Origin of the sequence: Rhizobium phaseoli (assembly GCF_003985125.1) — a bacterium.
In the GTDB taxonomy this organism is placed as follows: Bacteria; Pseudomonadota; Alphaproteobacteria; order Rhizobiales; family Rhizobiaceae; genus Rhizobium; species Rhizobium phaseoli.
Genome location: NZ_ML133587.1, coordinates 66293 through 89425, shown reverse-complemented (window position 1 = coordinate 89425; position 23133 = coordinate 66293). Strand labels below are relative to the sequence as shown.

Here is a 23133-nt window from a genome sequence, read left to right as displayed (position 1 = left end):
GCTCGACTGAGCGGCGTGAGGCGGGCATTCATATGGATGTCCATTCGGTCCCCCGAGAATCACTGAAGCTTCGACAACCTCAGCTTTCCCGGTCCGGATCGAATGGACAACCTATTGGAAGCTCACAGCAGACGTCGGGATCTCGTGCCAGCGTTTTATTCTGTTCACCGGCGCAACTTTTGCCTTCAGCGACAGTTCGGCGTTGAAAAAGGTGCCCGGTGGAAAAAAGCAATCACACGAAACTCTTCTCGGGGAAGCGCGTCCTGATCGTGGAGGACGAATATTTCCTGGCCGACGAGACCCGCCGCAGGCTGGAAGAGTTCGGCGCGGTCGTCGTGGGGCCGACAGCAAACGTTGGCCGCGCGCTCGACCTCATCGACCGGGAGCACATCGATGCGGCAATCCTCGACGTCCATCTCGGCGACGAATTGGTGTTTCCTGTCGCCGACAAGCTGGAGGCGCGAGACATCAACTTCGTCTTTGCCACCGGCTATGATCCGGACGACATCCCCGTGAAGTACAAAGGTTTTGCGCTCTGCGAAAAACCGACTGAACTCGCACATATTGCCGTCGCCCTTTTTGGTTCGGATTTGAAACCGCTCAACTGATCATTCCTTGTTGAAAAGTCTCGTGCCGTCACATGATTACGGCGATCTCGGGCGGAGATTGCAGGGCCTGCGCTGCTGCGTCGGTATGAACAGGCCAGATTCGGCATGGATCCTGCTCAAAAGGGAACCTTAGGGGTCACCGACTGTTGAGCCTGATCAGGAAGGTCAAAGCCGATGTCTTCAAGCGCGACCAAGGATATTATTGCGATCGGCGGATCGGCGGGGAGTGGCGCCGTGCTCAGAACGCTCGTCGCCGATCTTCCCGCCGATCTTCCGGCAAGCATCTTCGTCAGTACCCATATTCCTGCGCACTCTCCCGGAATTTTGCCGGAATTTCTCGCGGCCAAATCAAGGCTCCCGGTGACGCAGGCGGTTGACGGGCAGCCGATCGAGCGCGGCCATATCTATATCGCTGCACCCGACCGACACCTGTTGATTATGGGCGAAACAATCCAGTTCGGCGCCGGGCCACGGGAAAACATGGTCAGGCCCTCCATCGATCCGATGTTCCGCTCGGCTGCCCTGTCATTCGGGCCGCGGGTGGTGGGCCTCGTGCTCACGGGGATGCTCAACGACGGCGCGGCAGGGCTGCATGCAATCAAATCGAATGGCGGGACGACCGTGGTGCAGCACCCGATCGACGCGGAGGTCGACCAGATGCCGCTGGCAGCGCTTGAGGCCGTCGAGGTTGATCACGTCGCTTCCGCAGCCGATCTCGGCAGGCTTCTGACCAATCTCGCGGCAAGCGATGCAGGGCCGCATCGCGACCAGCCATCCGACGACCTGCGGCTGGAGGTGGAGATAGCGGCCGGCGCCCGTCTCGGCAGCGCCGAGCTTCGCAAGATCGCCTCCCCGACCGCAATCACCTGCCCCGACTGTCACGGTGTGCTTTCCGAGATGCGCGGCTCCCGGCCATTGCGATTCCGCTGTCAGATCGGCCACGCCTATACTGCCGAGGCGCTGGCGGCGCATGGCGGCGAGCTTGATGAGGCGATCAGGATTGCCATGCGGGTGATGGAGGAGCGGGTGACGCTTGTCGAGCGGATGGCACGAGACGCACGTGACACCGGCCGGCCCGCCGTCGCCGAACTCTATGAGGCCAGGGCGTTGGAATACCGCCGATACGCTGCCACTCTGCGTGAGGCAGCCCTGACGTCTTTGCATTTCGGTCGCTCATCGCGTTTCCAGGACGTTTGATAAAGTTGTATCCTTCTGCCGTGCTGAACGTTTAGAGTCGGCGCAACAGAGGCTGGATCGACAATGGCTTACGAAGAGAATATCGAGCAACAGGCAAGTGCGCCTGAACCGGAGCAACACGAACAGCCCGTGGTGATCGTTGGCATAGCGGTGTGCGCGCTATCGCTGAGTTCGCTTGAGCGGATCTTTTCCGAGGTCGGCGTCGGCCTCGGTGCATCCTACCTCGTGGCGGTGCGCCAGCAGGAGGGACTCGATGCCGCTGCCGTCCATGATATGCTGCAGCGGCAGGGGCGCCTGGCGGTGACAGTCGCAGCCGATGGCGAGCGGATCCTTCCCAATCATATCTATATCGGCGGCTCCGACGATATGATGACCTTGGAGGACGGGCATATCCGCATCCGGGCGGCCTCGGAACCCGTCGGCCATCGCGGCACCGTCGATACGATGCTGATCTCTCTCGCGGAACATGCGCAGGAGCGCGCCATTGCCGTGATCCTGAAAGGACTGGAAAACGACGGCACGGCCGGCGTGGCGGCAACCAAGAAATTCGGTGGCCTGTCGATTGCGGAAATCGGCGAAAACGAAGAGGGATCTGCCGAGGAAGGGCTGGGGGCATCGGCCATCGCCGACTTGCGTCTGCCGGCCCAAGGCATTGCAACCCATATCGCTCTTTATGCCGGCAATGTTACCGAGGAAGAAGACATCGGCTTGGAGGACGAGCCGCCGAGCGGCCTCGAGGCGCAGATCACGCAGATCGCGACGGTTCTTCGCAATGTCACCAGCCATGACTTCCATGGATACAAGCGCGGCACGTTCACGCGGCGCGTGCAGCGGCGCATGCAGGTGCTGCAGATCGGGAGCATCGACACATATATCGAACGGCTGCGCGCCAGCCGGGATGAAGTTCAAAACCTGTTTCAGGACCTGTTGATCGGGGTGACGCAGTTCTTCAGGGATCCCGGCGAGTTCGAGGCGCTTGAACGCGAGATTCCACGGCTGTTCGAGGGCAAGGAGCCGGGTGATCAACTGCGTGTCTGGGTGCTTGGCTGCGCCACCGGCGAGGAAGCCTACTCGATCGCCATGCTGCTGCGCGAACATATGGCGACCATGGACTACCCGCCCGACGTGCAGATATTCGCGACGGATCTCGATGCCCGCGCCCTCGGCATCGCCCGCGCCGGCCGTTATTCCGCGGCAATCACCTCACAGGTCCCGCCGGAACGGCTGGCCCGCTGGTTCGTGCGGGAAGGCGACACCTATTGCGTCGTCAAGGAACTGCGGGAGATGTGCATCTTCTCGCCGCACAACATCGTCAAGGATGCGCCATTTTCCCGCATCGACATCCTGTCTTGTCGGAACCTGCTGATCTACCTCGACAGTGAACTGCAAAACCGGGTTATACCGATCTTCCACTTTGCCCTCAGGCCAAGTGGAATACTCTTCCTTGGCTCATCGGAAAACGTCACCCGCCACGGCAAGCTCTTTGCACCGGTCGATCGCAAGAACCGCCTGTTTCGACGGCTGGAAACGGCAACCCGCATCATTCCGGATTTCCCGCTCAGTCCGCGCCCGCGCAATCCCGACAATCCGCTTGCAGCACCTGCTCCCACGCTGCAGACGGGGCGGCTTTCGGCAACGATCAGCCGGCAGGCGGAGGTCGTCGCCGAGCGTTTCGCGCCGGCCTATGTCGTCGTCGACTCACATTATGACGTGCTGCACTTCTCCGGACGCACCGGGCGTTATCTCGAACCCGCGTCGGGTACGGCGACACTCAACCTCTTGAGCCTTGCCCATCGCGATCTCAGACTCGACATGCGTTCCGCCCTCCAGCGGGCAACGACGGAAGCGATCAAGGTCGAGGTGCCGAGGGTGCTGCTACGCCAGGACGATCGCACCTACGCGGTCAATATCATCGTCGAACCGCTTGGCAGCGGTGACGTCACCTCGCTGATCGTGCTGTTTCAGGACGCGGGCCAGGTGGCCGAGGGAGTGGCGCCCGATGGTGGGAGGCTGACAAGCGAAGAGCATGTCCAACGGCTCGAGACGGATCTGCGCGTGACGCGTGATCGGCTGCAGGCGACCATCGAGGAACTGGAATCGACAAATGAGGAACTGAAATCTTCCAACGAAGAATATCAGTCGATCAACGAAGAGTTGCAGTCTGCCAATGAGGAGATGGAAACCTCGAAGGAAGAACTGCAGTCGGTGAATGAGGAACTGCAGACGGTCAACGGCGAGCTTGCTCATCGCGTTACCGAACTCGACCGCACCAATTCCGACTTGAAGAACCTCCTGGAGGCAACCCAGATCGCCACCGTTTTCCTCGACAACGATCTGCGCGTCAGGAGCTTCACGCCGGCGGCAACGGAAATATTCCACCTGCTCGACACGGACGTCGGTCGGCCACTCGATCATGTCGTCTCACGCGTCGCCTATCCGGAACTGCTGGACGATGTTCGCCTGGTCCTTCGAACTCTGGTGCCTGTCGACCGAAAGGTCAGCGACTTCACCGATCAACGGCATTACGCCGCACGTGCACTCCCCTATCGCAGCGTCGACAACTACATCAGCGGCGCCGTCGTCACCTTCACCGATCTGACGGCCACCTACGAAGCCGAAGTTGCGCTTCGACGCAGCGAAGAGCGTCTGCAGCGCGTTCTGGAGACGGATGCGGTCGGAGTGATTTTTCTGAATCAGGACGGCGTTATCTTCGATGCCAACGAAGTCTTTCTGAAGATGTCCGGTTACACCCGCTCACAAATGGAGCGAGCGGAGTTGCACTGGCGCCGGCTGACCCCGCCGGAGCACCTTGCCGAAAGCGCGGCGCAGATGGAAGCTCTCAAAGAGACCGGCAAGATCGGACCCTATGAGAAGGAATATTTCCTCGCCGACGGGTCGCGTCGCTGGATGCTGTTTGCCGGTCGCGACCTCGGCGACGGCACGATCGCCGAGTTCTGCATCGATATCTCGGCCCGAAAACAGGCGCAGGCAGCTCTGCGGCAGGGCGAGGAGCAGTTCCGCCTCTTCGGCGAAGCCTCCTCCGACGTATTGTGGATCCGCGATGCGGAGACGCTGCAATGGGTCTATCTGACGCCGGCCTTCGAGACTATCTACGGCGTCGATCGCGAGCAAGCGATGACGGGCAACAATTTCCGCAGCTGGGCGGAACTGATCATTCCCGAAGATCGGGAGCAGGCGCTCTCGGAGATTGGGCGCGTGCGAAACGGCGAGCGCGTGGAATTCGAGTACCGTATCAGGCGGGCCTCCGATCACGAAATTCGCTGGCTCAGAAATGCCGATTTCCCGCTGTTCGGCGAGGAAGGAAACGTCAAGCAGATCGGCGGGATCGGCCGTGATATCACCGAGGAAAAAGCCTCGGCCGAGCGCATGAAAGTCCTCGTCGCCGAACTTCAGCACCGCACGCGCAACCTGATGGCCGTGGTCCGGTCGATGGCCGACAAGACCATGCGGACCAGCACCAGCCTGGAAGACTTCCACGAAAGGTTCCGGGATCGGCTGGACGTGCTGGCGCGGGTGCAGGGCTTGTTGTCGCGACTGCAGGAAGGAGATCGCATCACTTTCGATCAGCTCATCCGCTCCGAATTGGAGGCGCATGGCATGCCGGATGGCGCAAACGGCAAGATAAGCCTGCAGGGCCCCGAGGGCGTCAGGCTTCGCTCAACAACGGTGCAGACAATGGCGCTGGCCATGCACGAGCTCGGCACCAACGCGGCCAAATATGGAGCGCTCGGTCAGCCGCAGGCGCATCTGAGCATTTCGTGGCGCGTCGAGCAACCGGGCGAGGGAGGCAAGCCGTGGCTGCATGTCGACTGGCTTGAAAGCCGGGTTAAAATGCCTCCCGCCGATTCCGGACCGCAAGGGAATGGACAAGGACGAGAGCTCATCGAGCGCGCGCTGCCCTATCAGCTGGATGCGAAGACGTCCTATGTTCTCGGTGAAGACGGGGTTCGTTGCACGATTGCGATTCCCGTTTCGCTCAGCAATGTGATTGAGGACGAAGGCGATGACTGACGGAGTCTTGCAGGGACGTCACGTGCTCGTGGTGGAGGACGAGTTCATGCTGGCGGAAGATATGTCCCAGCAGCTGGTCGATGCGGGTGCGGTCGTGATCGGACCCGCGCAATCTCTTGAGCGTGCATTCGAACTGATGGCGATGCCTGATGTTCTCGATGCCGCAGTCCTCGACGTCAACCTGCATGGAAAATCGGTATATGCGGTTGCCGACATGCTACTGGAGCGCCATGTTCCTTTCGTGTTCACAACCGGCTATGACGCCTCAACATTGCCGGAACGCTTCAGTTCGACGAGCTGCTATTCGAAACCTGTCGACATGCCGCAGCTCATGCTAACGCTGCAAACGGCAATCGAGGCCGTATTGCGCGCATAGGCCTCATAGCAGCAATCGACCGGGCAAGCCGCCGGTTGGCCGATAAGCGCCGCAGCGGCCCGACCGCTCATCCACTCGCTTCATGCCCTTGTGTCAACGCCAGCAGCTCTGCCCTGAGCCGTTCAACGTGAGCAACATGCATGATCTGAGACTCTTCAAAATTCGTCAGAAGTCGCTTCGCTTCCATGACGTCCGCGCCACGACTGATCAGCTCAGCTACGATTTCACGCTGCCGAGCGAGGTGCAGTTCTCCCGATGCGACATGCTCGCGCGCCTGCTGCAAATGCTTCTCCACCATTGCCCGGTCCATGTCGAACTCCTTTCCCTCCCGCGGCAGATCATGCGCCTAATATCTGGCCGAGGAAACGGTAATCGCAGGTCGCCGGACGCAAGTAATGTTCTTCGAGAATTCGCCAGCCGGCAGCGTCGAGGCATGGCCCGCTTTTAGGTGCAGCCTGTCCGGCAAAAGAGGGCGGCCGACCGTAAGATGCGGCTTACGTCTTCTATGCCTGACGCCGGTGCGGGGTTACTCCGTACCGGCACGCCATTCGCGCCAGGCGAGATGGATCTTCGCGCCGATCGTCGTCAGCGGCTGCGGCGGCAGCAAAACCGGCGCCGCCAAGCGGCTGTAAACGCCGACAAGTTCGGACTGGTGCCCCAGCACCCGTTCGGCCGCCGCCATGCCGGCGGCGGTGGAGTTCGACGCGCCCAATCCGTTGCAGCCGCAAGCGGCGAAGACGCCACGTTCGATCTCACCGAAGGCCGGCACATGGTTATGCGTCAGCGCCATCGCGCCGCCCCAGCGATACTGCATGCCGACGCCGGCAAGCGCGGGGAAGCGATGCGCGAATTTGCGGTCATGCAGGCCGCCGGCGCTGCGGATGGCGGCATCGGTGATCTCGATGCCGGGATTGTAGCTGTAGCGCGAACGTATGAGGATGCGGTCACCGCCGCCGGTATTGATGCGCCGCACCGTCGTTCCCATCGGCAGGGCCGGGGTCGCCGCCCATTTCCTGTCGCCGCCGAGCCCAGCCGGATCGAATTCTTCCGTCATGGACGCATAGGTGAAGACATGAAGGAGGCGTCTGCGGAAGAAACCGAAGCTTTCCGCGTGGCCGTTATTGGCGAGAATGATCTTTGCCGCCTGCACCGATCCATGCGGCGTCTTCAGCAGCCAACCGTCGCCGGAGCGCTCGAAGGAGAGAACGGGCGTCTGCTCGTAAAGCCGCACCGGCGCCTTCAGGCAGTCGGCCGCGCTCCTTACATAGGCCGCCGGCTGGATGATGACCGTGCCGGGTGAGAATAGGCCGGAGGTGAAGGCCTTCGATCCGGTCACGGCCTCGATCTCTTTCCCCTTCAGCAGGCGATGCGCTTCGCCCATCTTCGACAGCTGCTGCGAATAGGCTTCGAGATGCCTGTCGCCTTCCTCGCTCATTGCGATGCTATAGCGGCCACAGGGATCGAACAGATCCTCTCCCCAGCCGTTCTCGGCAGCAAGTTCGCTGGCGAGCGCGATTGCCGAACGCTGCAGCAGCACGGAGTCGCGGAACTTGCCCTCCGACTCGCCGCTGAAATCGTCGGAGGAAACTTCATGGGGCAAGTCGATGATGAAGCCGGAATTGGCGCCGGCCGGCCCCTCGCCAACGATGCCCGCTTCGAAAAGCGCGACCCGCAGCGTCGGGTCGAGCCGCGAGAGGCGGTGGGCAGCCGACAAGCCGGCAAAGCCGCCGCCGATGATCGCCACGTCGGCCAAGATCGCTTCACTCAGCGCCGGCCGCGGTCGGCGCGGGGGGAGTGTCGCCACCCAACCCGAAACGCCAGCGCGTTTGGGAAGCTTGGATGCGACGAAGACGTTCTTTGCGGCCCGGCTCACGGTCAAATCGCCTCCCGCTCCATGAGCGCATCGAGGCAGTGCCGCAGCGCCGGCAGCTTTTCGGCAGCAAGCGCGCGCAACGGCTTTCGCGGCGAGCCGGCGCCATAGCCGACCATATCGGCAGCGGCATAGACCGACTGCACATAATCGCCTTCCCAGATCAGCCCCATCGCCGGCTCGAGGATTTTCCAGAGATCGCGCACCTCATCCCATTTGCGCTGGGAGGCCGCCTCGACGAGCGCGACTGCGGTGCGGGGAGCGAAGTTCGCGCCACCCCAGATCAGTCCGTCGCATCCGGCATAAAGCGCATAGGGAACGAGCGGATCGGCGCCGTTCATGACGAAGCGGCCGGTGCGGATGAGGGCCGCCTGTTTTCCCAGATCCCCGCTGCTGTCCTTGACGGCTGAAAAGCCCGGGATTGCGTTGAGCTTGTCGAGAAGCTCCGGCGTGATGGCGACGCCGACCGCCTGGGGCACGTTATAGCCGATGACCGGCAGGCCTGATTTGGCGACCTCGGCGTAAAAATCGACAATGCCCTCGTCGTCGGTCGGCCCTTCGAAGAAGGGCGGCAGCACCATGACGCCTTCGGCGCCGGCGTCACGGGCGCGCGCGGTCCGCTCCACGACATCTTCCACCAGAAGCGCCGAAGTCTGGGCGATCACCTTGGCGCGGCCGTTGACGATCTCCGCGCCACGGCGGACCAGCTCCTCGGATTCGGCTTTGGAGAGATAGACATGCATGCCGGTGCCGGAGCTCAGCAGGAAGCTGCGGACGCCGGCCGCGAGATAGCGTTCGATATTGACTTCGAGCCGCCCGTAATCGATGCGGCCGGCATCGTCGAACGGCGTGGTGATGGCAAGATTGAGTCCTGGAAAGGGAAAGTTGGTCATCGATTGAAATCCCGTTGTCTTAGGCCGAAAGGTCGAGCCGGATTGCCTTGAGCTGCGTTTATTGATCTCGGGCGCTTAAAGGGTCGGCGTCTCCAACCCTTCCGGGGCCGCATACATGGCCATGTTCCGCCGGGAGAGCTCGATATGGAGACGCGCCAGCTCACCGGAGGCTTCTGCGTCGCGCCGCTCGATCGCCTCGATCATCTGCTCGTGCTGATCCGAGGCCAGCTCGAGCTCTTCCTGCATGCGCGGCGTATTCGGATGCTGGTAGAAAATCTTGCCGATGCGGGCGTGGTCGATCTGAAGGCGACGCAGGCTCGGGACGACGTAGACGTTGTGGGCCATCTCGCCGATCTGGCGGTGGAACTGGTCGTTGTAGAAGACCCGGCTTTCGACATCGCAATCCTCGACCGCCTTGCGGAAGCAGCGCTGGATGTTTTTGAGGACCTCGAGTTCGGCTTTGGTCCGGTTCTCGGCCGCGAGCTTGTTGGCGGTGATATAGATCATCGGCGCGAGCAGGAAGAAGTCGCGCAACGACTGATAACTCATCGAGCTGACGCGGGCGGCGCGGTTGGTCTCGAGTTCGATGTAGCCCTCGCCGGCCATCTGCCGCATCAGCTCGCGCACCGGCGGACGGGAGAGCCCGAACTCTTCGCTCAACGCCACTTCATCAAGCACAGAACCCGGCGGCAGCTCCATTGTGAGGATGCGCCGGCGTAGCGCGAGTTCGAGGCTGGCTTTGCGATCAGGACTGGCAGTCTCGGCATTCATCTCGTCGCAGCTCCATATAATTCTTTTGGAAGACATTAAGTAGACAATATGGACGGCGTCAAGCCAAATCCGCCGTTTCACAGCGCCAACAGCCTGACAAGCTGCGATTTGCGCGCAGCGGCCGTCGGAGTGGTTGGGAAAAGTACAACGCCCTGTGGAAACAAAGCGGGCTGAGCTTTGTTACTCGTAGACCCGTGCAGGCGTGTTCCTGCCGGGCAGGCAGCTGCAACGGGAGCAAAATCATGGACACAGCAACGCAGTGGGCGCTATTCTTCGGCGCACTGACGTTGGCGAGCTGGATAGCGGGCGGCCTTACGGCCGTCCTTGGAAAGGTCGAGCCCGGCCACCGACAAAGAGCGACAGAGTATCTGACCTTCGGGCTCAGCGCCGCCGGCTTCATCTCGGCAGTCGCCATGGCGGCGGTTCTGGTGAGCCGCTGACGCTGACCGCGCCGATGCGCGCCGATCGAAACCTCCGGCCCAGCTGCGCCTCAACGGCGGGCGGCCAACTGCTCGGCAGCGGGTGGCGGACGGTGGAAGACGCAGACCTGGTTGCGGCCTGCTTCCTTGGCGCGATAAAGTGCCACGTCGGCTTCGTGCTGGAGATTGGCCAGGGTGACGCCGGTGTCGGCCGCCGATTTGAAGGCCACCCCGACGCTCAGCGTCACCGACGGGCCGACGCTGGAAGACGGGTTCGGAAGGGCGGCGGCTTCCACGCTTTCACGTATCCGCTTCGCCACCGCGACAGCCTCTTCTTCTTCGACATCAGGAAGCACGATGAGAAATTCCTCGCCGCCATGTCGTGAGACGAGGTCGCGATCGGCGCGCACGCAGCTCTGGATGATACCGGCGACCTTGACGAGGCAGCGGTCGCCTTCGCCATGCCCGAGCTTGTCGTTCAGCGCCTTGAAGTGGTCGATGTCGCACATGAGCATGGCGACGATGCCGGTTTCACGGCCGTGGCGCCAGAGGCTCTCGAGCGTTTCCATCATCCAACGGCGGTTGGCGATCCCCGTCAGCGGATCGGTTCTGGCCAGCCGTTCCAAACGGGCATTCGCATCGGCCAATTCCGCGACGCGGCGCTGATCCCTGCAGTCGAGGAGAAATGTCTTCTGCGCCAGGATGTTCATCGTTCGCCTGGCGACCACGGTCGCGATGATCCCGCAGGAAAAGAACAGGGTCCCGGCCACGACGCTGCCCGCTTCCACCAGCGGGTTGTACCATTGAAGGGTGAAATAGAGGCAGAGGGCATAACAGGCGATTGCGATCGTCCAGGCGAGCGGCACGCTGAAGATGGTGATTGCGCTCGTGGCGACGAACAGCATGATGGTCAGATGGCGCTCGTAGAATTCGCCTCCCGCAAAGACGCCGACGAGTGCGACCGACAGCAGAATGAGGCACATTCCGCCGAGGAGCGATGCACGTTCAACCGCCGCCGGGCGCGGTTTGGTCCAGACGAGCGCCGTCAGGATCGCTGCCGGTGGCAGCAGGCAGGCCGGGGCGACCATCAACAGGGCGACCTCGCGGGGAAGCAGCATGGCATTCAGCGCCAGTGTCAGAACGTCGACGAAGGCGACCCATGTCATCCAGGAACGGATGACTTTCGCCCTCTGGCGCCATAGCCTTTCATCGAAGCGGCGCCGCAGGTCGCCCGTCAGGCGAATATCGCGGGTTCGCCCGGATAAAAGGCGTTCGACCTCATCGGCCATCGCGCCGGTCAGCGGCTGCGGCGAGAAGGACCCGGCGGCAGGGCGGTCGAAAGACGTGCTTTTGGCATCATTCATCTTTGCTCTATCTAGCCGCGATCGGAAACTCGACAAGGCTGCCGCGCGGACGTCCGGATTCCTGCGTTGATATTTTGTAAACAAGTTTGGCCGGGTGATCTGGGCCAGACCCTTTCGGACATGCTAACTAGCTTATTCCGAGAGGGAGCAGGATGAGACTTAAGCTGGTCGCAGTTGCGGTCGCGGCGCTGGCGCCGGTGGTGGCGATGCTCGTTTACAACGAAGTCGCACTCCGCCATCAGCGCAATGAAGAAGTGCGCGCATCCGCGGCACAAGCGGCCAGACAAGCCTCGTCCGAAGTGGAGCGGATCATCGAGGGCCTGCACGCTCTTCTCGTCTCCGTCGCCGCCATGCCCTCCGTGCGGCACCTCGACGTCCAAGGCTGCAATGAAGCTCTCAAATCGGTCGCCGAAAACATTCCGAATATCCGCACCATCTTCGTCGTCGGGCTCGACGGACAGCCGGTCTGCGGCAGCATGGCTTTTCCCGAAGGCGTGATCTTCTCCGATCGGGACTATTTCCAGCAGGTGCTCAAGACCAAGAGTTTTGCCGTCGGCACCTATACGCAGAGCCGGCTTGTCGACAAACCCGTGCTGCCGCTCGCCATGCCCCTGATGGAAGGCGACGCTGCCAAGGCCGTCATCGTCAGCGGGATCCGGGTGGACTGGCTGCAGAACCGCATTACCGAGCGCGGCGTCGCGCCGGGTAACGAGGTGACGATCGCCGACGACAAGGGCACGATCGTTGCACACGTTCCCTCGCCCGAGCGCTTCGTCGGCACCGTCATACCCGAGGCCCTTCAGCCTCTGATCCATGCCGAGCAGCCCGACGTGATCGAAGCGATGAGCCAGGACGGAACCGACCGCATCCTCGGCTATCGCCCGATCGCGCTGCCCTCAAGCCCCCTCTATGTCAGCGCCGGCTTCTCCAAGGAGGAAGCTTTCGCGCCGATCAACCGGGCGACGACCATGAATATGTTCGCCATTATTGGCGGCGCGCTTTTCGCTTTCCTCGCCGCCATCTTCATCGGCAACCGCTTCATCCTCCTGCCGATCTCCAGGATCGCGGATGTGATGGAAAAGTGGCGCAGCGGTCAAACGACGGCGCGGACCGGCATGAAAGGAGCGGACGAGCTCAGTGTCGTCGGCGCGACCTTCGACCGGCTGCTTGACGAACTCGAAGAACGACGACGCCAGAGCCAGGAGGCGGAGGAGGAGCGCAGCCTGCTTGTCCGCGAACTGGCGCACAGGGTCAAGAATGGCTTTACCCTCGTTCAGGCGATCGCCCGGCAGACCTTCTCGCGCTCCGATCCGGAAAGATACAATTCCTTCGCCGAGCGGCTCGCGGCACTCGCCGGCACCTATGATCTCATCCTGTCGCGCGAGGGATCGGCCTCGCCTGTCAGGGAGATTGTCTCCGCAGCCTTGCGCGCCCACGTCGCCTCCCAGGCCGAGCGCATTCGCCTGGATGGCCCGGAAGTGGTTCTTCCCGCCGACATCGCCCTGCCGCTTTCGCTCGTTGTGCATGAGCTGGCGACCAACGCAACCAAGTATGGAAGTCTCGGAAGCGAAAACGGAACGGTCACCATCGAGTGGAAGCGCGACGACGGACGCGTCCTTCTCGTCTGGACGGAAGCGGGTGGACCGCCGGTCTCGACGCCGACGAAGAAGGGCTTCGGGTCGGTGCTGATAGAACGGGCCTTTCCGTCGAAAGCGCAGGCGCGCTCCAGGTCGGACTACAGGCCCGACGGCCTCGTCTTCGAAGTTATATTTTTGATCGGGGAACCGGTTGCGAAAGGCGAAGTTGACCCTCTGGGTAAGGATGACATGCATGCGAGCGGAACATGAAAACCAAGGTAGTCGTGGTCGAGGACGAAGCTCTGCTGCTGATGATGGCGGTCGGTATCGTCGAGGATGCAGGCTTGGAGGCGCTCGAAGCACACAATGCTGACGAGGCGCTCATGCTCCTAGAAAGCGTTCCCGGCATTCGGATCCTGTTCACAGACATCGACATGCCGGGAAGCATGGACGGCTTGAAACTCGCAAAGGCCGTCCGCAATCGCTGGCCGCCTGTCGAAATCATCATCGTCTCCGGCATGAAGCAGCCGGACAAAGATGAATTGCCCGAACGTGGAATCTTCTTTCCCAAGCCTTACGATAGCCGGCAGCTCTGCGACGCGCTCATCAGAATGGCCGCCTGAAATGCCGCGGCCAATGCATCCTTTTGGAATCTCGTGCGTTTTCCCTGCTCCACAGCAGGAGAATATCATGTCCAAACGTGAGCTCATCGATACAGGCACCGACAAGCGCTACGTCCGCCGCGACGACCAGGGCCGCTTCAGCGAGTCGGCGGATGTCGGCCGCTCGCTCTCGGCCGACAAGCGGCGCAAGGCGAAGAATGATGCGAAGCCCGGAGAAGGCGATCGCGGCGACCATCACGCCAAAAAGCACTGAAACCAAGGCAGCGATCGGATGTTGCGCCGCCAGAGCATGATACTGAAAAGTGCGAGCGGTTTTCGGCATCATGCTCTAGAACAGCGTGCGGCCTGCTATCTTTCTGCCGTCGAGGGCCGCTGCAAATCGATGCGACTGGTCACGACCGACTGGCCGGAAGCAGGATCCTGGTCGACGGTCTGCAGTCTAAGGCGGTCCTGCCCGACTTTCTCGATCATCAAAACTGCGTCCCGATCACCGTTGACCAGTCGTGCCCAGGTCACACGCAGGTTGAGGGCAGTCCCTTTCCTGCTGCCCGCAAGCTTCGACGGCAGCCCTGACGGCCCGACATAATTGCCGGTATAACGCTCTCCGGCGGCCTTCACGGTGGCCGAGAAGGATCTGGTGAAAACCGCAAGGCCGCGACATTTCCCGTTCATCGAAACGGTGGATGCGCTCGCATCGGATCGGAGGGTGCAGGAGACATTCAGGTTCGTGCCGCCAATTCGCGTGAGCACCTTTCCGGTCCCACTCCAGTCGCCGGACAAAGACTGCAAAAAGCCGACCTCCGACGCCGTTGCCCCGGCAGGGAGACAAGGCAGCAAAAGCAAAGTTGCGATCAGGACCGTACGCATGGCAGCCCCCGGGTTTGCGTGTCCGAACAACAGGTCAGCATGGCAGATTGTTCCCCCCGTCAGATCGTTTTTGTCGCGCCTGAAGGGCGGCCCGCTTCCTGACTATCCTTGCGTCGCGGCGACGGCGTCGATTGTTCGCAGCTGGAAGAAATAATGACGGGCATCGCCTGCAATACACATCATGCCAGCCAGCTCCTGCGCATTCATCCAGCGAAAGTAATCGACGATCGGCTGCCTGTCGTAACGCATTGCCGCGGTGGCGCCGTCTTCCGAAGGCTGAAGCGCAAGCGATGCGGTCGTGCCCCTCGCGCGCAATGCCTTTTGCAGATAGGAGAACCATATACGGGCGACCCTTGTGCGCCCGAAGGGCGCGGCTTTGATCGCCAATCTGATTGGCAAAAAGCCGGGTTCTATGGCCACCAGCCGATCCGCGCGCCACTGAAAGAGAAGGGCGTCCGCGCGCATGTCCGCGTGAAACCGCTTGCCGAACCAGCCAAGGTTTTCCAGAACGCCGTCGAGCGGGTGATCCGAGGGAATGCCCACACCCCTCCACAAGCCGATCATCTCGACCGGTCGGACAGGCTTCAGCGAAGAGAACCAGGCCTTCATCTCCTCCTGCCGATCCATACTGTCCACCCGTTTCCAGTTACGCGGGCGAGCCTCCTGCCCGCAATAATACCAATGGCGCCGCCGCCGCAAGAAGAGCCCCAGACGTCGAATGTGCTTGATGCGGCGGATCACAATCCGCGCTTCGTTGACAACAAGGCGTCCAGCGACACCGGCCTGAGACCCTGCGCATCGACGCCGACATCGTACTGGCGGGGCAGGGTCTTCAGACGGCCATGCGAATGTCCATGCAGATTGATCGATTTCTTGCCCATCTTGTTCCAGGTGCGGAACGGGTAGTGGCACAGGATCAGCAGATGATCATCCAGCGTCATCTCCCGATAGTGCTGAACGCTTGTCCAGCCTTTCGCCTCCGTCGTCGTCGGCGGATCATTATTTCCTATGATCAGGTGCTTGCGCCCGTTCAGCATGGAAAGCAGCTGATCACAATCCCCGCCACGGAAAGACATGACGTCGCCGAGGTGCCAGATGTCGTCCTGCGGACCAACGATCTCGTTCCAGTTCCGGATCAGCGTCACGTCATGCGCGGCCATGTCGGGGAAGGGGCGTCGGTCGATGCGAAGGACGCGCGGATCTGCAAAATGGGTATCGCCGGTGAAGTAAATCATCTGACAGAGATGGCGCAGCTCGCTTGGTTGGAAAGCCGGTGTTTTTGCTAATGGCCAGCTGTCGGGATCGAATGTTTGACATCGGCAAGGGACGGACTGCGCACGATGCGATAGCGTGCCTCGACGAGGTTATAGATCCCGAAGGCCGCCAGTCCGACCGCGACGGCGAGATAAAGGATCGCGCCGAAAGGAAGCTGTCTCACCCATTCAAGCGCGTCCGCCATGCTGCCTGCCTGCTGCGGGTCGACGCGAAAACCCGCATAGGCAAAGAAGATTCCCGTGATCACGAAGACGACGCCGCGGGCGACGAGGCCGTAGACGCAGACCGTGGCGACCACGCCGCTGGCGTCGGCGAGCCTGAGATAGCGCTCGAATTTCCTGGTGATGCCCTTGGCTGCGGTCCCGACACCGCCGATGATGAAGCCGAGGCCGACGGCAACGGCGAGATAGGCGCCGAACGGCTGCGACATGATCCATTGAGCCAATCCCTTCTCACCCGGGCCTTGGCTGCCCCCGCCGCTGAACAACGCGTGGGCCAGCGCGTATCCGGCAAGCCCCAGGTAGACGACGGCGCTCCCGAAGAGAACCGTGCGGATGGCGACTGCCTTGGCGCCGGTGCCATGCCCGTCGGAGTCGGCTAGGGATTGGGCCAGCCGCCAGGCGACGAAACCGAGAAGGCCGATGCCGATCAGCCCCACCCAGACGCGGCCGAAAGGCTGTGCGAGCAGCGTCGAAAGCGCCGACTTCGTTTCAGGCCTTCCGCCGGCTACACCGGAGAACAGGGCCAGGCCTGCGACGAGCAGGAAGACGACGCCGCGCGCCACATAGCCGCTCTTGGCAAGCAGGTCGAAACGAAATCCTTTGGGCATGATATACTCCGCGCATCCATGTGACTGTCACCCCTAACGCGCCATCCCGCGGAAAGTTGTCGTCGAGGACAAGGCCAAGCTCATGCCGGGAGTTGCCGATGCCGGTCCGTAGCGCCGGACTTCTCATCTATCGTCTTTTCGAGACGGGGCCTGAGGTTCTGCTCGTCCATCCCGGTGGTCCATTCTGGGCGAAGAAGGACCAGGGCGCCTGGTCGATCCCCAAGGGATTGATCGAAGCCGGTGTAGACGAACTGTCGGCAGCAATCCGGGAGGCGCGCGAAGAGCTCGGCGTGGAAATTGAGGGCGCCTTCGCGCCGCTCGGCGAATATCGCCAACCCGGCGGAAAAATGGTGGTCGTCTGGTCGGTGGAGGCGGAGCTTGATGTCGAGACGGTGCGCAGTTCAGAGTTTCAGCTCGAATGGCCGCCGCGATCGGGCCGTTTCCAGAATTTTCCCGAAGTCGACCGCGCAAAGTGGTTTCCCACCGCCGAGGCTGAGATCAAGCTTGTCAAGGGGCAGGTCGCTATGGTTGCAGATCTTGCAAGGCAGCTCGACCGAGGCCGATGAGAGATCGCTCCGTTTCGACACGAATGAAGGAGCAGTCGGCGACCTCAAGCAAGGTATCGGCAATCAGCCCATAGGATAGTGTTTCGCCGGCCCGTCGGCTGATCCCGAGGGATGATGAGGTTGAACCTGCCCCTGCGCGCCGAGATGTCGCTATAGCTGGCTATCTCATCGGTTTTCCTGAAGGCGGCCAGATGCCCGGTGGCTATGTCGTGCGGGGCAGGACCGAATTTTTCGTCCTCGCTGGCCAGAGTTCGCCAGACAAGTCGTTATAGCTTTTCAGGCACTTAACCTATCTGACAGACCTGTCGCCGGTTCGATTCTTTTCAAGGCGAAAGCGCTCACCGAGCCGAACTCATCTCAGATATCTGCGGGGTTCCTGCGAGTCCGCTGATGCGGGCAAGGCCGTCAGCTCTACGACGCCCAGTATTTCAGAATTCGCAATAAAGTCGAAATTATTCTCGCAATTGTGAGTGGATGCATGTGACTGCAATATCGCCCTGTCAGACGAACACAGCGTCGCCTGAAGTTTTCATTCACGAAATCGCAGGATGCGAGATGACCCTGAACCTTTCTTCCATGACACGCAGAGTTGCGCTGCTGTCCGCAGGCGCCGCCGCAGCGGTTGTCGCGATTTCACCTCCTTTCAGCGTCGCAGGCAATGCCGCTCCCGCCGCCAACCCAACCGAAGGAAACAAGACCATGGCATACGTAACCACCCAGGATGCAGTCGAAATCTTTTATAAGGACTGGGGTCCGAAGGATGCCCAGCCGATCGTATTCCACCATGGGTGGCCGCTGTCGTCGGACGACTGGGATGCACAGATGTTGTTTTTTCTCTCCAAGGGTTATCGCGTCATTGCCCATGACCGCCGTGGCCATGGCCGATCGAGCCAGGTGGCCGATGGTCACGATATGGACCACTATGCCGCCGACGCCTTTGCCGTCGTCGAAGCGCTCGACCTGAAGAATGCCGTTCACATCGGCCACTCCACCGGCGGCGGTGAAGTTGCCCGTTATGTCGCGAAGTTTGGCCAGAAGGCCGGGCGTGTTGCCAAGGCCGTTCTCGTTTCTGCCGTACCGCCGCTCATGCTCAAGACCGAGGCCAATCCCGAAGGGCTGCCGATGGAGGTTTTTGACGGCTTCCGCTCCGCGCTTGCCGCAAACCGCGCCCAGTTCTTCCGCGATGTGCCCGCCGGCCCGTTCTACGGTTTCAACCGCGATGGTGCGACAGTGCATGAAGGCGTTATCCAGAACTGGTGGCGGCAGGGCATGATGGGCGGCGCGAAGGCGCATTACGATGGCATCAAGGCTTTCTCCGAAACGGATCAGACCGAGGACCTCAAGGCCATCAGCGTTCCGACGCTTGTTCTGCACGGTGAAGACGACCAGATCGTTCCGATCGCCGACTCGGCTCACAAGTCGGTTAAGCTCCTGAAGAACGGGACGCTGAAGACCTATCCGGGCTTCTCACACGGCATGCTGACCATCAATGCCGATGTCCTCAACGCCGACCTCTTGGCTTTCGTCCAGGCTTGATCGGCATTGGCGGCGGGTGTGGCCTCCGTCGCCTCGCTAGTTGCAACAGTCCTCAGCGCCGATAGGGCGTCTCGAATTCAGGAAATCACCATGACCAACACCAACTACAGCAAAAAGATTGCAAACTACGGCGTCGCCTGGGAAGGCGCATTCGGATACGTGCAGGCCCTGCAGGTGAAAGATACCATCTATATCTCGGGCCAGTTGAGCCATGATGAAGAAGGTAAGCTTATTGCTCCCGCAACACTCGACGGCAAAGGCCGGCCTGCCGACTTCACACAGATGGAAGCACAGATCCGTCAGACTTACGTCAACGCCAAGAAGCTTCTCGCCGAATTTGGGGCCACGCTTGACGATGTCGTAGAAGAGACACTCTTTGTTCTCGACATTCCAAGCGCCTTTGCGGCGGGATCCAGGGTCCGCAAGGAAATGTACGGCACGGACATGCCGCCGGTCGCCAGTAATCTGATTGGCGTCAACGCGTTGGCCTTTCCGGAGCAGATCGTCGAGATCACGTTCCGCGCCGTCATCGACCGCAACGCTGCCTGATACGGCAACAGCCATGCCAAGGGCCATCGGATGCGACAAGGCGCCGGCGGCCAAACTTTTGAATGGACCAGAAGATGCCAAGACGTTCAAAAATCAGGACGCGCCTTCCGACTTCGTTGCAGCTGACCGCCGAACTCGTGACCAAATCCCTCAGGGTTGTCGAAGAGCAGGGTCCGGAACCGAACTGGACACCGATCTCAACCACACAGCTTGATCAACTCGTCAGCCATGTCGAGGAGGAAGCGGGCGACGGGGAGATCTGGATATTCGCCTATGGCTCCCTGATGTGGAATCCGGGGTTTGATTATACGGCCAGTGAAGATGCTGTCGCCTACGGGTGGCACCGTGCATTCTCACTTAGGATAGAACGACTTAGGGCGACATCCGATGCGCCAGGGCTAATGCTTGCTCTTCAACCTGGCGGCAGCTGTTCCGGTCTGGTCCTGAAGCTTCCTTGCGTGACGAAGAAACAAGACCTTCGCACGCTTCTCGCCCGAGAAATCCGCTATGTCGAAGTTTGTGACATGGTCAGATGGGTTTCGGTAAAGACGCCATCAGGGCCACGCCGTGCCCTGACCTTTTGGGCAAGCCCGAAGCAATCTCCACTCACGGAGAAGGTGCCTCTGGATGAAGCCGCACTGCTGATCGCACAGGCGTGCGGTCCTGCGGGGTCCTGTGCCGAATATCTGCATCGCACGGTCTCAGATCTGGCGGATCGAAACATCTACGATCGGAACCTGTGGCAGTTGCAAAAGCTTGTCGCCGCAAGGCTGCAAGCAATGACTGTAAACAGTCGATCAAGCGCCGACGTTGACCGTCCACTGCCTGTCAATCAAGCATGACCATGTGCGCTGCCACCTGCTCCTCGAAGAACTTGGAGAACGAGGCGATCCGCGGCGGTAGCGCTTGGTATGGTGGATAATAGAGCGTCAGCCATAGATCCGGCGGCGCCCATCCACGAAAGACGTGAACAAGGCGACCGCTACGGATGTGCTCGGCAATATTGAACCCCGGCAACAAGGCGACGCCCGCTCCATCTGCGGCCATGTCGGCCAGAACCTCGCCACTGTTCGCACTGAACGCCCGTCCGGCAGAGATCGCAATGCTCGATCCGCCATCCGACAGGATCCAGTTCTCCCGCCGGCTTTCCCCGCTATAGGCAAGGCAGTCATCCGGCGTCAGCTCGTGAGGATGCGACATGTCGACGAAGCGGCTGCCGGGCGCGGCGACGAGAATGCGCGGCACGACGCGGATCTTTCTCCAGATGGTGAACTTATCGGACGGCTGGGAGGAGATGCGGATCGCCAGATCGTAGTCGTCGTCAACGATGTTCACCAGCCCATCAGAGAGGGAGATCTCGAAGCTCATCTTCGGATACTTCTCCTTGAAGCCGGACAGGATCGGCGGCAGCACGACCTTTCCAAACCAGGTTGGCGCGCTGATCCTGAGGCGCCCCTCCTCAGCCTTGTGCGCGTTCATCATCTCGCGCCGCGCGTCCTCGAGCGTCTTCACCGCGGGCTGGACCTGCGCCGCGAAGATCGCGCCGTCCGTCGTCAGGGACACCTGCCTCGTGGTGCGCACGAAGAGCTGGACGCCGAGCTCCGCCTCAAGGGCAGCGATGGCTCGCGTTACGGCCGCAGGCGTCATGTCGAGTTCGCGCGCGACTTGCGCGAAGTTCCGCTTCTCAGCGGCGAGGAGGAAAGTGCGGAGAGCTTTATAGTCGTTCATGGCTATTATTTCACTTCTTGCAATTCTGTCGAAAGAAGTATTGCAATTCAGCGCTGTGAGCAACCGGTCTACATTCAGTTCACACAACAAAGACCAGTGCTGACTGAAAGGCATCGACATGATCAAGGACATCAAGGGACTGCACCACGTGACGTCGATGGCGTCGGACGCGCGGCAGAACAACCGCTTCTTCACCGAGACGCTCGGCCTGCGCCGCGTCAAGCAGACCGTGAACTTCGACGATCCCAGCGTCTATCACCTCTACTACGGCGACGAGACGGGATCTGCGGGGACGGTGATGACCTACTTCCCCTTTCAGAACATGATGCTCGGACGTCCGGGCGTCGGCGAGGTCGGCGAGACGCAGTTCTCCGTGCCCAAGGGTTCGCTCAAGTTCTGGCAGGACCACCTCTCGTCGCAAGGCGTCGACGGACTGGACGGCGACACCGTCTTCGGCGCCGGCCGGCTTCGGTTCATGGGGCCGGACGGCGACAGCCTCGCGCTGATCGAGTCGGCCGACGATCGCCGCTCGTCTCCCTGGCTGGCCGGCGGCATCCCGGACGACGCGGCAATCCGCGGTTTCGCAGGAGCCCGCTTCAGTCTGCATGAAACGGCCGCGACCGAGGAACTGCTCGGCTTCATGGGCTATCAGCGCGCCGAGAAGGAGGGCGACGTGACGCGCTTCGTCATTCCGAACGGAAACGGCGCCGACACGATCGATCTGCAGCTCTTGCCCAACAGGCCCTTCGCCCGGCAGGGCGCGGGTTCGGTCCACCATATTGCCTTCGCGGTCGACAACCGCGAGACGCAGCTCGAAGTCCGCAAGGCGCTGATGGATACCGGCTACCAGGTCACGCCCGTGATCGACCGGGACTACTTCTGGGCCATCTACTTCCGCACGCCGGGCGGTGTGCTGTTTGAGATCGCCACCAACGAGCCGGGCTTCGATCGCGACGAGGACACCGCCCACCTCGGAGAGGCGCTCAAGCTGCCGAGCCGGTATGAGGAATTCCGCGCTGAGATCGAGTCCAGCCTTGTCCCGCTGGCTGCGTAGCCGCGCCTGCAGACCTACTGCAGAAGAAGGGCCGCGATCCGAAAGGGTTGCGGCCCTTCTTGCCGTGCGGGGAGGCGCGCCTGGCAGCTCTGACTATTTCGTTTTCCGTAATTCATTCGACATATTTATTACAATTCCTCGTCGGCGCATGTCGCGATAGGTTTGATTTCAGCAGCCAAGAGGGCAAGCGAAACCGGCAAGCAGGCCCGGAAGCTCCCGACAGCCGCTAGCGATTTCTGGCACCGTTCGCGGGCCGCAACCAAGAGGAAGAGAACCATGTCCAAGCTCGAAGTCCTGACCCCTGCAAACAGCCAGCTCATCTTCATCGACCAGCAGCCGCAGATGGCGTTCGGCGTCCAGTCGATCGACCGGCAGACACTGAAGAACAACGTCGTCGGCCTCGCCAAGGCAGCAAAGATCTTCGATATTCCGACCACCATCACCACGGTCGAGACGCTGTCCTTCTCCGGCAACACATATCCCGAGCTGCTCGCAGTCTTCCCTGAGAACGACATCCTCGAACGGACCTCGATGAATTCCTGGGACGACCAGAACGTCCGCGACGCGCTGGCGAAGAATGCGGCCGCCGGCCGCAAGAAGATCGTCGTCTCCGGCCTCTGGACGGAAGTCTGCAACACCACGTTTGCTCTCTCCGCTCTCAACGACGTTTCGGACTACGAGATCTACATGGTAGCCGACGCTTCCGGCGGCACCTCGCTGGAGGCCCACAACCGCGCCATGGACCGCATGGTGCAGGCAGGCGTGATCCCGGTCACCTGGCAGCAGGTCCTGCTCGAATGGCAGCGCGACTGGGCACGCAAGGAGACCTACGACGCGGTCACCACGCTGGTGAAGGAGCATTCGGGCGCCTACGGCATGGGCATCGACTATGCCTACACGATGGTTCATGGCGCGGAAGAACGCGTCAAACATGGCAAGCGCATCGGCCCGAACCCGGCGAAGTAATGTTCTCCCCGCCGCTCCGGCAACCCGTCGGAG

The 23133-nt window shown here is 61.3% G+C and carries 24 protein-coding genes; 14 read left to right on the top strand and 10 right to left on the bottom strand.

Annotated elements, in window-relative coordinates:
- Positions 1-218 precede the first annotated feature (218 nt).
- From EFD56_RS26975 to EFD56_RS26960, 4 genes are all read left to right on the top strand, one after another.
- Positions 219-608, top strand: coding sequence for a response regulator (locus EFD56_RS26975; protein ID WP_085744403.1), 390 nt, complete (start codon positions 219-221; stop codon positions 606-608).
- A 174-nt stretch (positions 609-782) separates the two neighbouring features.
- On the top strand, positions 783-1805 hold the full coding sequence (locus EFD56_RS26970; protein WP_085744402.1) for a chemotaxis protein CheB: 1023 nt from the start codon (positions 783-785) through the stop codon (positions 1803-1805).
- A gap of 63 nt (positions 1806-1868) precedes the next feature.
- Positions 1869-5837, top strand: coding sequence for a CheR family methyltransferase (locus EFD56_RS26965; RefSeq protein WP_126906734.1), 3969 nt, complete (start codon positions 1869-1871; stop codon positions 5835-5837).
- Positions 5830-6213 (top strand): response regulator, encoded by a 384-nt coding sequence (locus EFD56_RS26960; RefSeq protein WP_126906733.1) that lies wholly within the window; start codon positions 5830-5832, stop codon positions 6211-6213. The genes EFD56_RS26965 and EFD56_RS26960 overlap by 8 nt, the downstream gene beginning before the upstream one ends.
- A 67-nt stretch (positions 6214-6280) precedes the next feature.
- Here EFD56_RS26960 and EFD56_RS26955 read toward each other — a convergent pair whose 3' ends face one another.
- The 4 genes from EFD56_RS26955 to EFD56_RS26940 form a co-directional block, all read right to left on the bottom strand.
- A complete protein-coding gene (locus tag EFD56_RS26955; protein WP_085744399.1) occupies positions 6281-6523 on the bottom strand; it encodes a hypothetical protein in 243 nt (80 codons plus the stop codon).
- A 216-nt stretch (positions 6524-6739) separates the two neighbouring features.
- Entirely contained in the window at positions 6740-8086 is a 1347-nt protein-coding gene (locus EFD56_RS26950; RefSeq protein ID WP_126906732.1) for an NAD(P)/FAD-dependent oxidoreductase, read from the bottom strand.
- Positions 8087-8088: 2 nt separating this feature from the next.
- Positions 8089-8976, bottom strand: coding sequence for a dihydrodipicolinate synthase family protein (locus EFD56_RS26945; RefSeq protein ID WP_126906731.1), 888 nt, complete (start codon positions 8974-8976; stop codon positions 8089-8091).
- Between the two features lie 75 nt (positions 8977-9051).
- Positions 9052-9747 carry a GntR family transcriptional regulator gene (locus EFD56_RS26940; RefSeq protein ID WP_126906730.1) on the bottom strand — a complete coding sequence of 232 codons (696 nt, stop codon included), beginning with the start codon at positions 9745-9747 and terminating at the stop codon, positions 9052-9054.
- Positions 9748-9989: 242 nt separating this feature from the next.
- Between EFD56_RS26940 and EFD56_RS26935 the strand changes: the two genes are divergently transcribed.
- Complete coding sequence (locus tag EFD56_RS26935) at positions 9990-10187, top strand: hypothetical protein (RefSeq protein ID WP_085744397.1); 198 nt, start codon at positions 9990-9992, stop codon at positions 10185-10187.
- A 50-nt stretch (positions 10188-10237) separates the two neighbouring features.
- Here the strand turns inward: EFD56_RS26935 and EFD56_RS26930 are convergent, their stop codons facing one another.
- Entirely contained in the window at positions 10238-11530 is a 1293-nt protein-coding gene (locus EFD56_RS26930; protein ID WP_064823833.1) for a GGDEF domain-containing protein, read from the bottom strand.
- A 152-nt stretch (positions 11531-11682) separates the two neighbouring features.
- On the opposite strand from EFD56_RS26930, the gene EFD56_RS26925 reads away from it, so the two are divergent.
- From EFD56_RS26925 to EFD56_RS26915, 3 genes are all read left to right on the top strand, one after another.
- Complete coding sequence (locus EFD56_RS26925) at positions 11683-13377, top strand: sensor histidine kinase (RefSeq protein WP_126906729.1); 1695 nt, start codon at positions 11683-11685, stop codon at positions 13375-13377.
- Positions 13374-13730 carry a response regulator gene (locus EFD56_RS26920; RefSeq protein WP_037139127.1) on the top strand — a complete coding sequence of 119 codons (357 nt, stop codon included), beginning with the start codon at positions 13374-13376 and terminating at the stop codon, positions 13728-13730. The genes EFD56_RS26925 and EFD56_RS26920 overlap by 4 nt, the downstream gene beginning before the upstream one ends.
- A gap of 67 nt (positions 13731-13797) precedes the next feature.
- On the top strand, positions 13798-13983 hold the full coding sequence (locus EFD56_RS26915) for a hypothetical protein (RefSeq protein ID WP_004674013.1): 186 nt from the start codon (positions 13798-13800) through the stop codon (positions 13981-13983).
- Positions 13984-14078: 95 nt separating this feature from the next.
- On the opposite strand, the gene EFD56_RS26910 is transcribed toward EFD56_RS26915, so the two are convergent.
- From EFD56_RS26910 to EFD56_RS26895, 4 genes are all read right to left on the bottom strand, one after another.
- Complete coding sequence (locus EFD56_RS26910; protein WP_010024836.1) at positions 14079-14597, bottom strand: hypothetical protein; 519 nt, start codon at positions 14595-14597, stop codon at positions 14079-14081.
- Between the two features lie 102 nt (positions 14598-14699).
- Positions 14700-15224, bottom strand: a complete 525-nt coding sequence (locus EFD56_RS26905) for a GXWXG domain-containing protein (protein ID WP_126906735.1) — start codon at positions 15222-15224, stop codon at positions 14700-14702.
- A gap of 110 nt (positions 15225-15334) precedes the next feature.
- Positions 15335-15832, bottom strand: a complete 498-nt coding sequence (locus tag EFD56_RS26900; protein WP_126906728.1) for a metallophosphoesterase family protein — start codon at positions 15830-15832, stop codon at positions 15335-15337.
- Positions 15833-15879: 47 nt separating this feature from the next.
- The gene (locus tag EFD56_RS26895; protein WP_126906727.1) at positions 15880-16701 is read right to left on the bottom strand and encodes a DUF1206 domain-containing protein; all 822 of its coding nucleotides are present in this window, start codon (positions 16699-16701) and stop codon (positions 15880-15882) included.
- A gap of 98 nt (positions 16702-16799) precedes the next feature.
- Here EFD56_RS26895 and EFD56_RS26890 point away from each other — a divergent pair, with 98 nt between their 5' ends.
- The 4 genes from EFD56_RS26890 (at position 16800) to EFD56_RS26875 (ending at position 20194) form a co-directional block, all read left to right on the top strand.
- Positions 16800-17267, top strand: coding sequence for an NUDIX hydrolase (locus EFD56_RS26890; protein ID WP_126906726.1), 468 nt, complete (start codon positions 16800-16802; stop codon positions 17265-17267).
- Between the two features lie 699 nt (positions 17268-17966).
- The gene (locus EFD56_RS26885; RefSeq protein WP_318656758.1) at positions 17967-18803 is read left to right on the top strand and encodes an alpha/beta fold hydrolase; all 837 of its coding nucleotides are present in this window, start codon (positions 17967-17969) and stop codon (positions 18801-18803) included.
- 90 nt (positions 18804-18893) lie between these two features.
- Positions 18894-19352 carry a Rid family hydrolase gene (locus EFD56_RS26880; RefSeq protein WP_004674006.1) on the top strand — a complete coding sequence of 153 codons (459 nt, stop codon included), beginning with the start codon at positions 18894-18896 and terminating at the stop codon, positions 19350-19352.
- Between the two features lie 62 nt (positions 19353-19414).
- Positions 19415-20194, top strand: coding sequence for a gamma-glutamylcyclotransferase (locus EFD56_RS26875; RefSeq protein WP_010025037.1), 780 nt, complete (start codon positions 19415-19417; stop codon positions 20192-20194).
- Here EFD56_RS26875 and EFD56_RS26870 read toward each other — a convergent pair.
- Complete coding sequence (locus EFD56_RS26870; RefSeq protein ID WP_004674004.1) at positions 20181-21080, bottom strand: LysR family transcriptional regulator; 900 nt, start codon at positions 21078-21080, stop codon at positions 20181-20183. The two genes, EFD56_RS26875 and EFD56_RS26870, sit on opposite strands and share 14 nt — an antisense overlap.
- Before the next feature lie 118 nt (positions 21081-21198).
- Here EFD56_RS26870 and EFD56_RS26865 point away from each other — a divergent pair, with 118 nt between their 5' ends.
- Together EFD56_RS26865 and EFD56_RS26860 are read left to right on the top strand one after the other, a co-directional pair.
- Positions 21199-22134 carry a VOC family protein gene (locus tag EFD56_RS26865; protein ID WP_012489665.1) on the top strand — a complete coding sequence of 312 codons (936 nt, stop codon included), beginning with the start codon at positions 21199-21201 and terminating at the stop codon, positions 22132-22134.
- A 276-nt stretch (positions 22135-22410) separates the two neighbouring features.
- Positions 22411-23100, top strand: a complete 690-nt coding sequence (locus EFD56_RS26860; RefSeq protein ID WP_004674003.1) for a hydrolase — start codon at positions 22411-22413, stop codon at positions 23098-23100.
- The last annotated feature ends 33 nt before the right edge of the window (positions 23101-23133 follow it).

Excerpts from the sequence above, each read along its gene's own strand:
- EFD56_RS26875 (WP_010025037.1), top strand. The coding sequence starts at position 19,415 with ATGGACCAGAAGATGCCAAGACGTTCAAAAATCAGGACGCGCCTTCCG.
- EFD56_RS26925 (WP_126906729.1), top strand. The coding sequence starts at position 11,683 with ATGAGACTTAAGCTGGTCGCAGTTGCGGTCGCGGCGCTGGCGCCGGTG.
- EFD56_RS26905 (WP_126906735.1), bottom strand. The coding sequence starts at position 15,224 with ATGGATCGGCAGGAGGAGATGAAGGCCTGGTTCTCTTCGCTGAAGCCT.
- EFD56_RS26965 (WP_126906734.1), top strand. The coding sequence starts at position 1,869 with ATGGCTTACGAAGAGAATATCGAGCAACAGGCAAGTGCGCCTGAACCG.
- EFD56_RS26895 (WP_126906727.1), bottom strand. The coding sequence starts at position 16,701 with ATGCCCAAAGGATTTCGTTTCGACCTGCTTGCCAAGAGCGGCTATGTG.
- EFD56_RS26865 (WP_012489665.1), top strand. The coding sequence starts at position 21,199 with ATGATCAAGGACATCAAGGGACTGCACCACGTGACGTCGATGGCGTCG.
- EFD56_RS26955 (WP_085744399.1), bottom strand. The coding sequence starts at position 6,523 with ATGGACCGGGCAATGGTGGAGAAGCATTTGCAGCAGGCGCGCGAGCAT.
- EFD56_RS26935 (WP_085744397.1), top strand. The coding sequence starts at position 9,990 with ATGGACACAGCAACGCAGTGGGCGCTATTCTTCGGCGCACTGACGTTG.
- EFD56_RS26940 (WP_126906730.1), bottom strand. The coding sequence starts at position 9,747 with ATGAATGCCGAGACTGCCAGTCCTGATCGCAAAGCCAGCCTCGAACTC.
- EFD56_RS26885 (WP_318656758.1), top strand. The coding sequence starts at position 17,967 with ATGGCATACGTAACCACCCAGGATGCAGTCGAAATCTTTTATAAGGAC.
- EFD56_RS26945 (WP_126906731.1), bottom strand. The coding sequence starts at position 8,976 with ATGACCAACTTTCCCTTTCCAGGACTCAATCTTGCCATCACCACGCCG.
- EFD56_RS26880 (WP_004674006.1), top strand. The coding sequence starts at position 18,894 with ATGACCAACACCAACTACAGCAAAAAGATTGCAAACTACGGCGTCGCC.
- EFD56_RS26960 (WP_126906733.1), top strand. The coding sequence starts at position 5,830 with ATGACTGACGGAGTCTTGCAGGGACGTCACGTGCTCGTGGTGGAGGAC.
- EFD56_RS26915 (WP_004674013.1), top strand. The coding sequence starts at position 13,798 with ATGTCCAAACGTGAGCTCATCGATACAGGCACCGACAAGCGCTACGTC.
- EFD56_RS26920 (WP_037139127.1), top strand. The coding sequence starts at position 13,374 with ATGAAAACCAAGGTAGTCGTGGTCGAGGACGAAGCTCTGCTGCTGATG.
- EFD56_RS26860 (WP_004674003.1), top strand. The coding sequence starts at position 22,411 with ATGTCCAAGCTCGAAGTCCTGACCCCTGCAAACAGCCAGCTCATCTTC.
- EFD56_RS26930 (WP_064823833.1), bottom strand. The coding sequence starts at position 11,530 with ATGAATGATGCCAAAAGCACGTCTTTCGACCGCCCTGCCGCCGGGTCC.
- EFD56_RS26890 (WP_126906726.1), top strand. The coding sequence starts at position 16,800 with ATGCCGGTCCGTAGCGCCGGACTTCTCATCTATCGTCTTTTCGAGACG.
- EFD56_RS26970 (WP_085744402.1), top strand. The coding sequence starts at position 783 with ATGTCTTCAAGCGCGACCAAGGATATTATTGCGATCGGCGGATCGGCG.
- EFD56_RS26910 (WP_010024836.1), bottom strand. The coding sequence starts at position 14,597 with ATGCGTACGGTCCTGATCGCAACTTTGCTTTTGCTGCCTTGTCTCCCT.
- EFD56_RS26900 (WP_126906728.1), bottom strand. The coding sequence starts at position 15,832 with ATGATTTACTTCACCGGCGATACCCATTTTGCAGATCCGCGCGTCCTT.
- EFD56_RS26870 (WP_004674004.1), bottom strand. The coding sequence starts at position 21,080 with ATGAACGACTATAAAGCTCTCCGCACTTTCCTCCTCGCCGCTGAGAAG.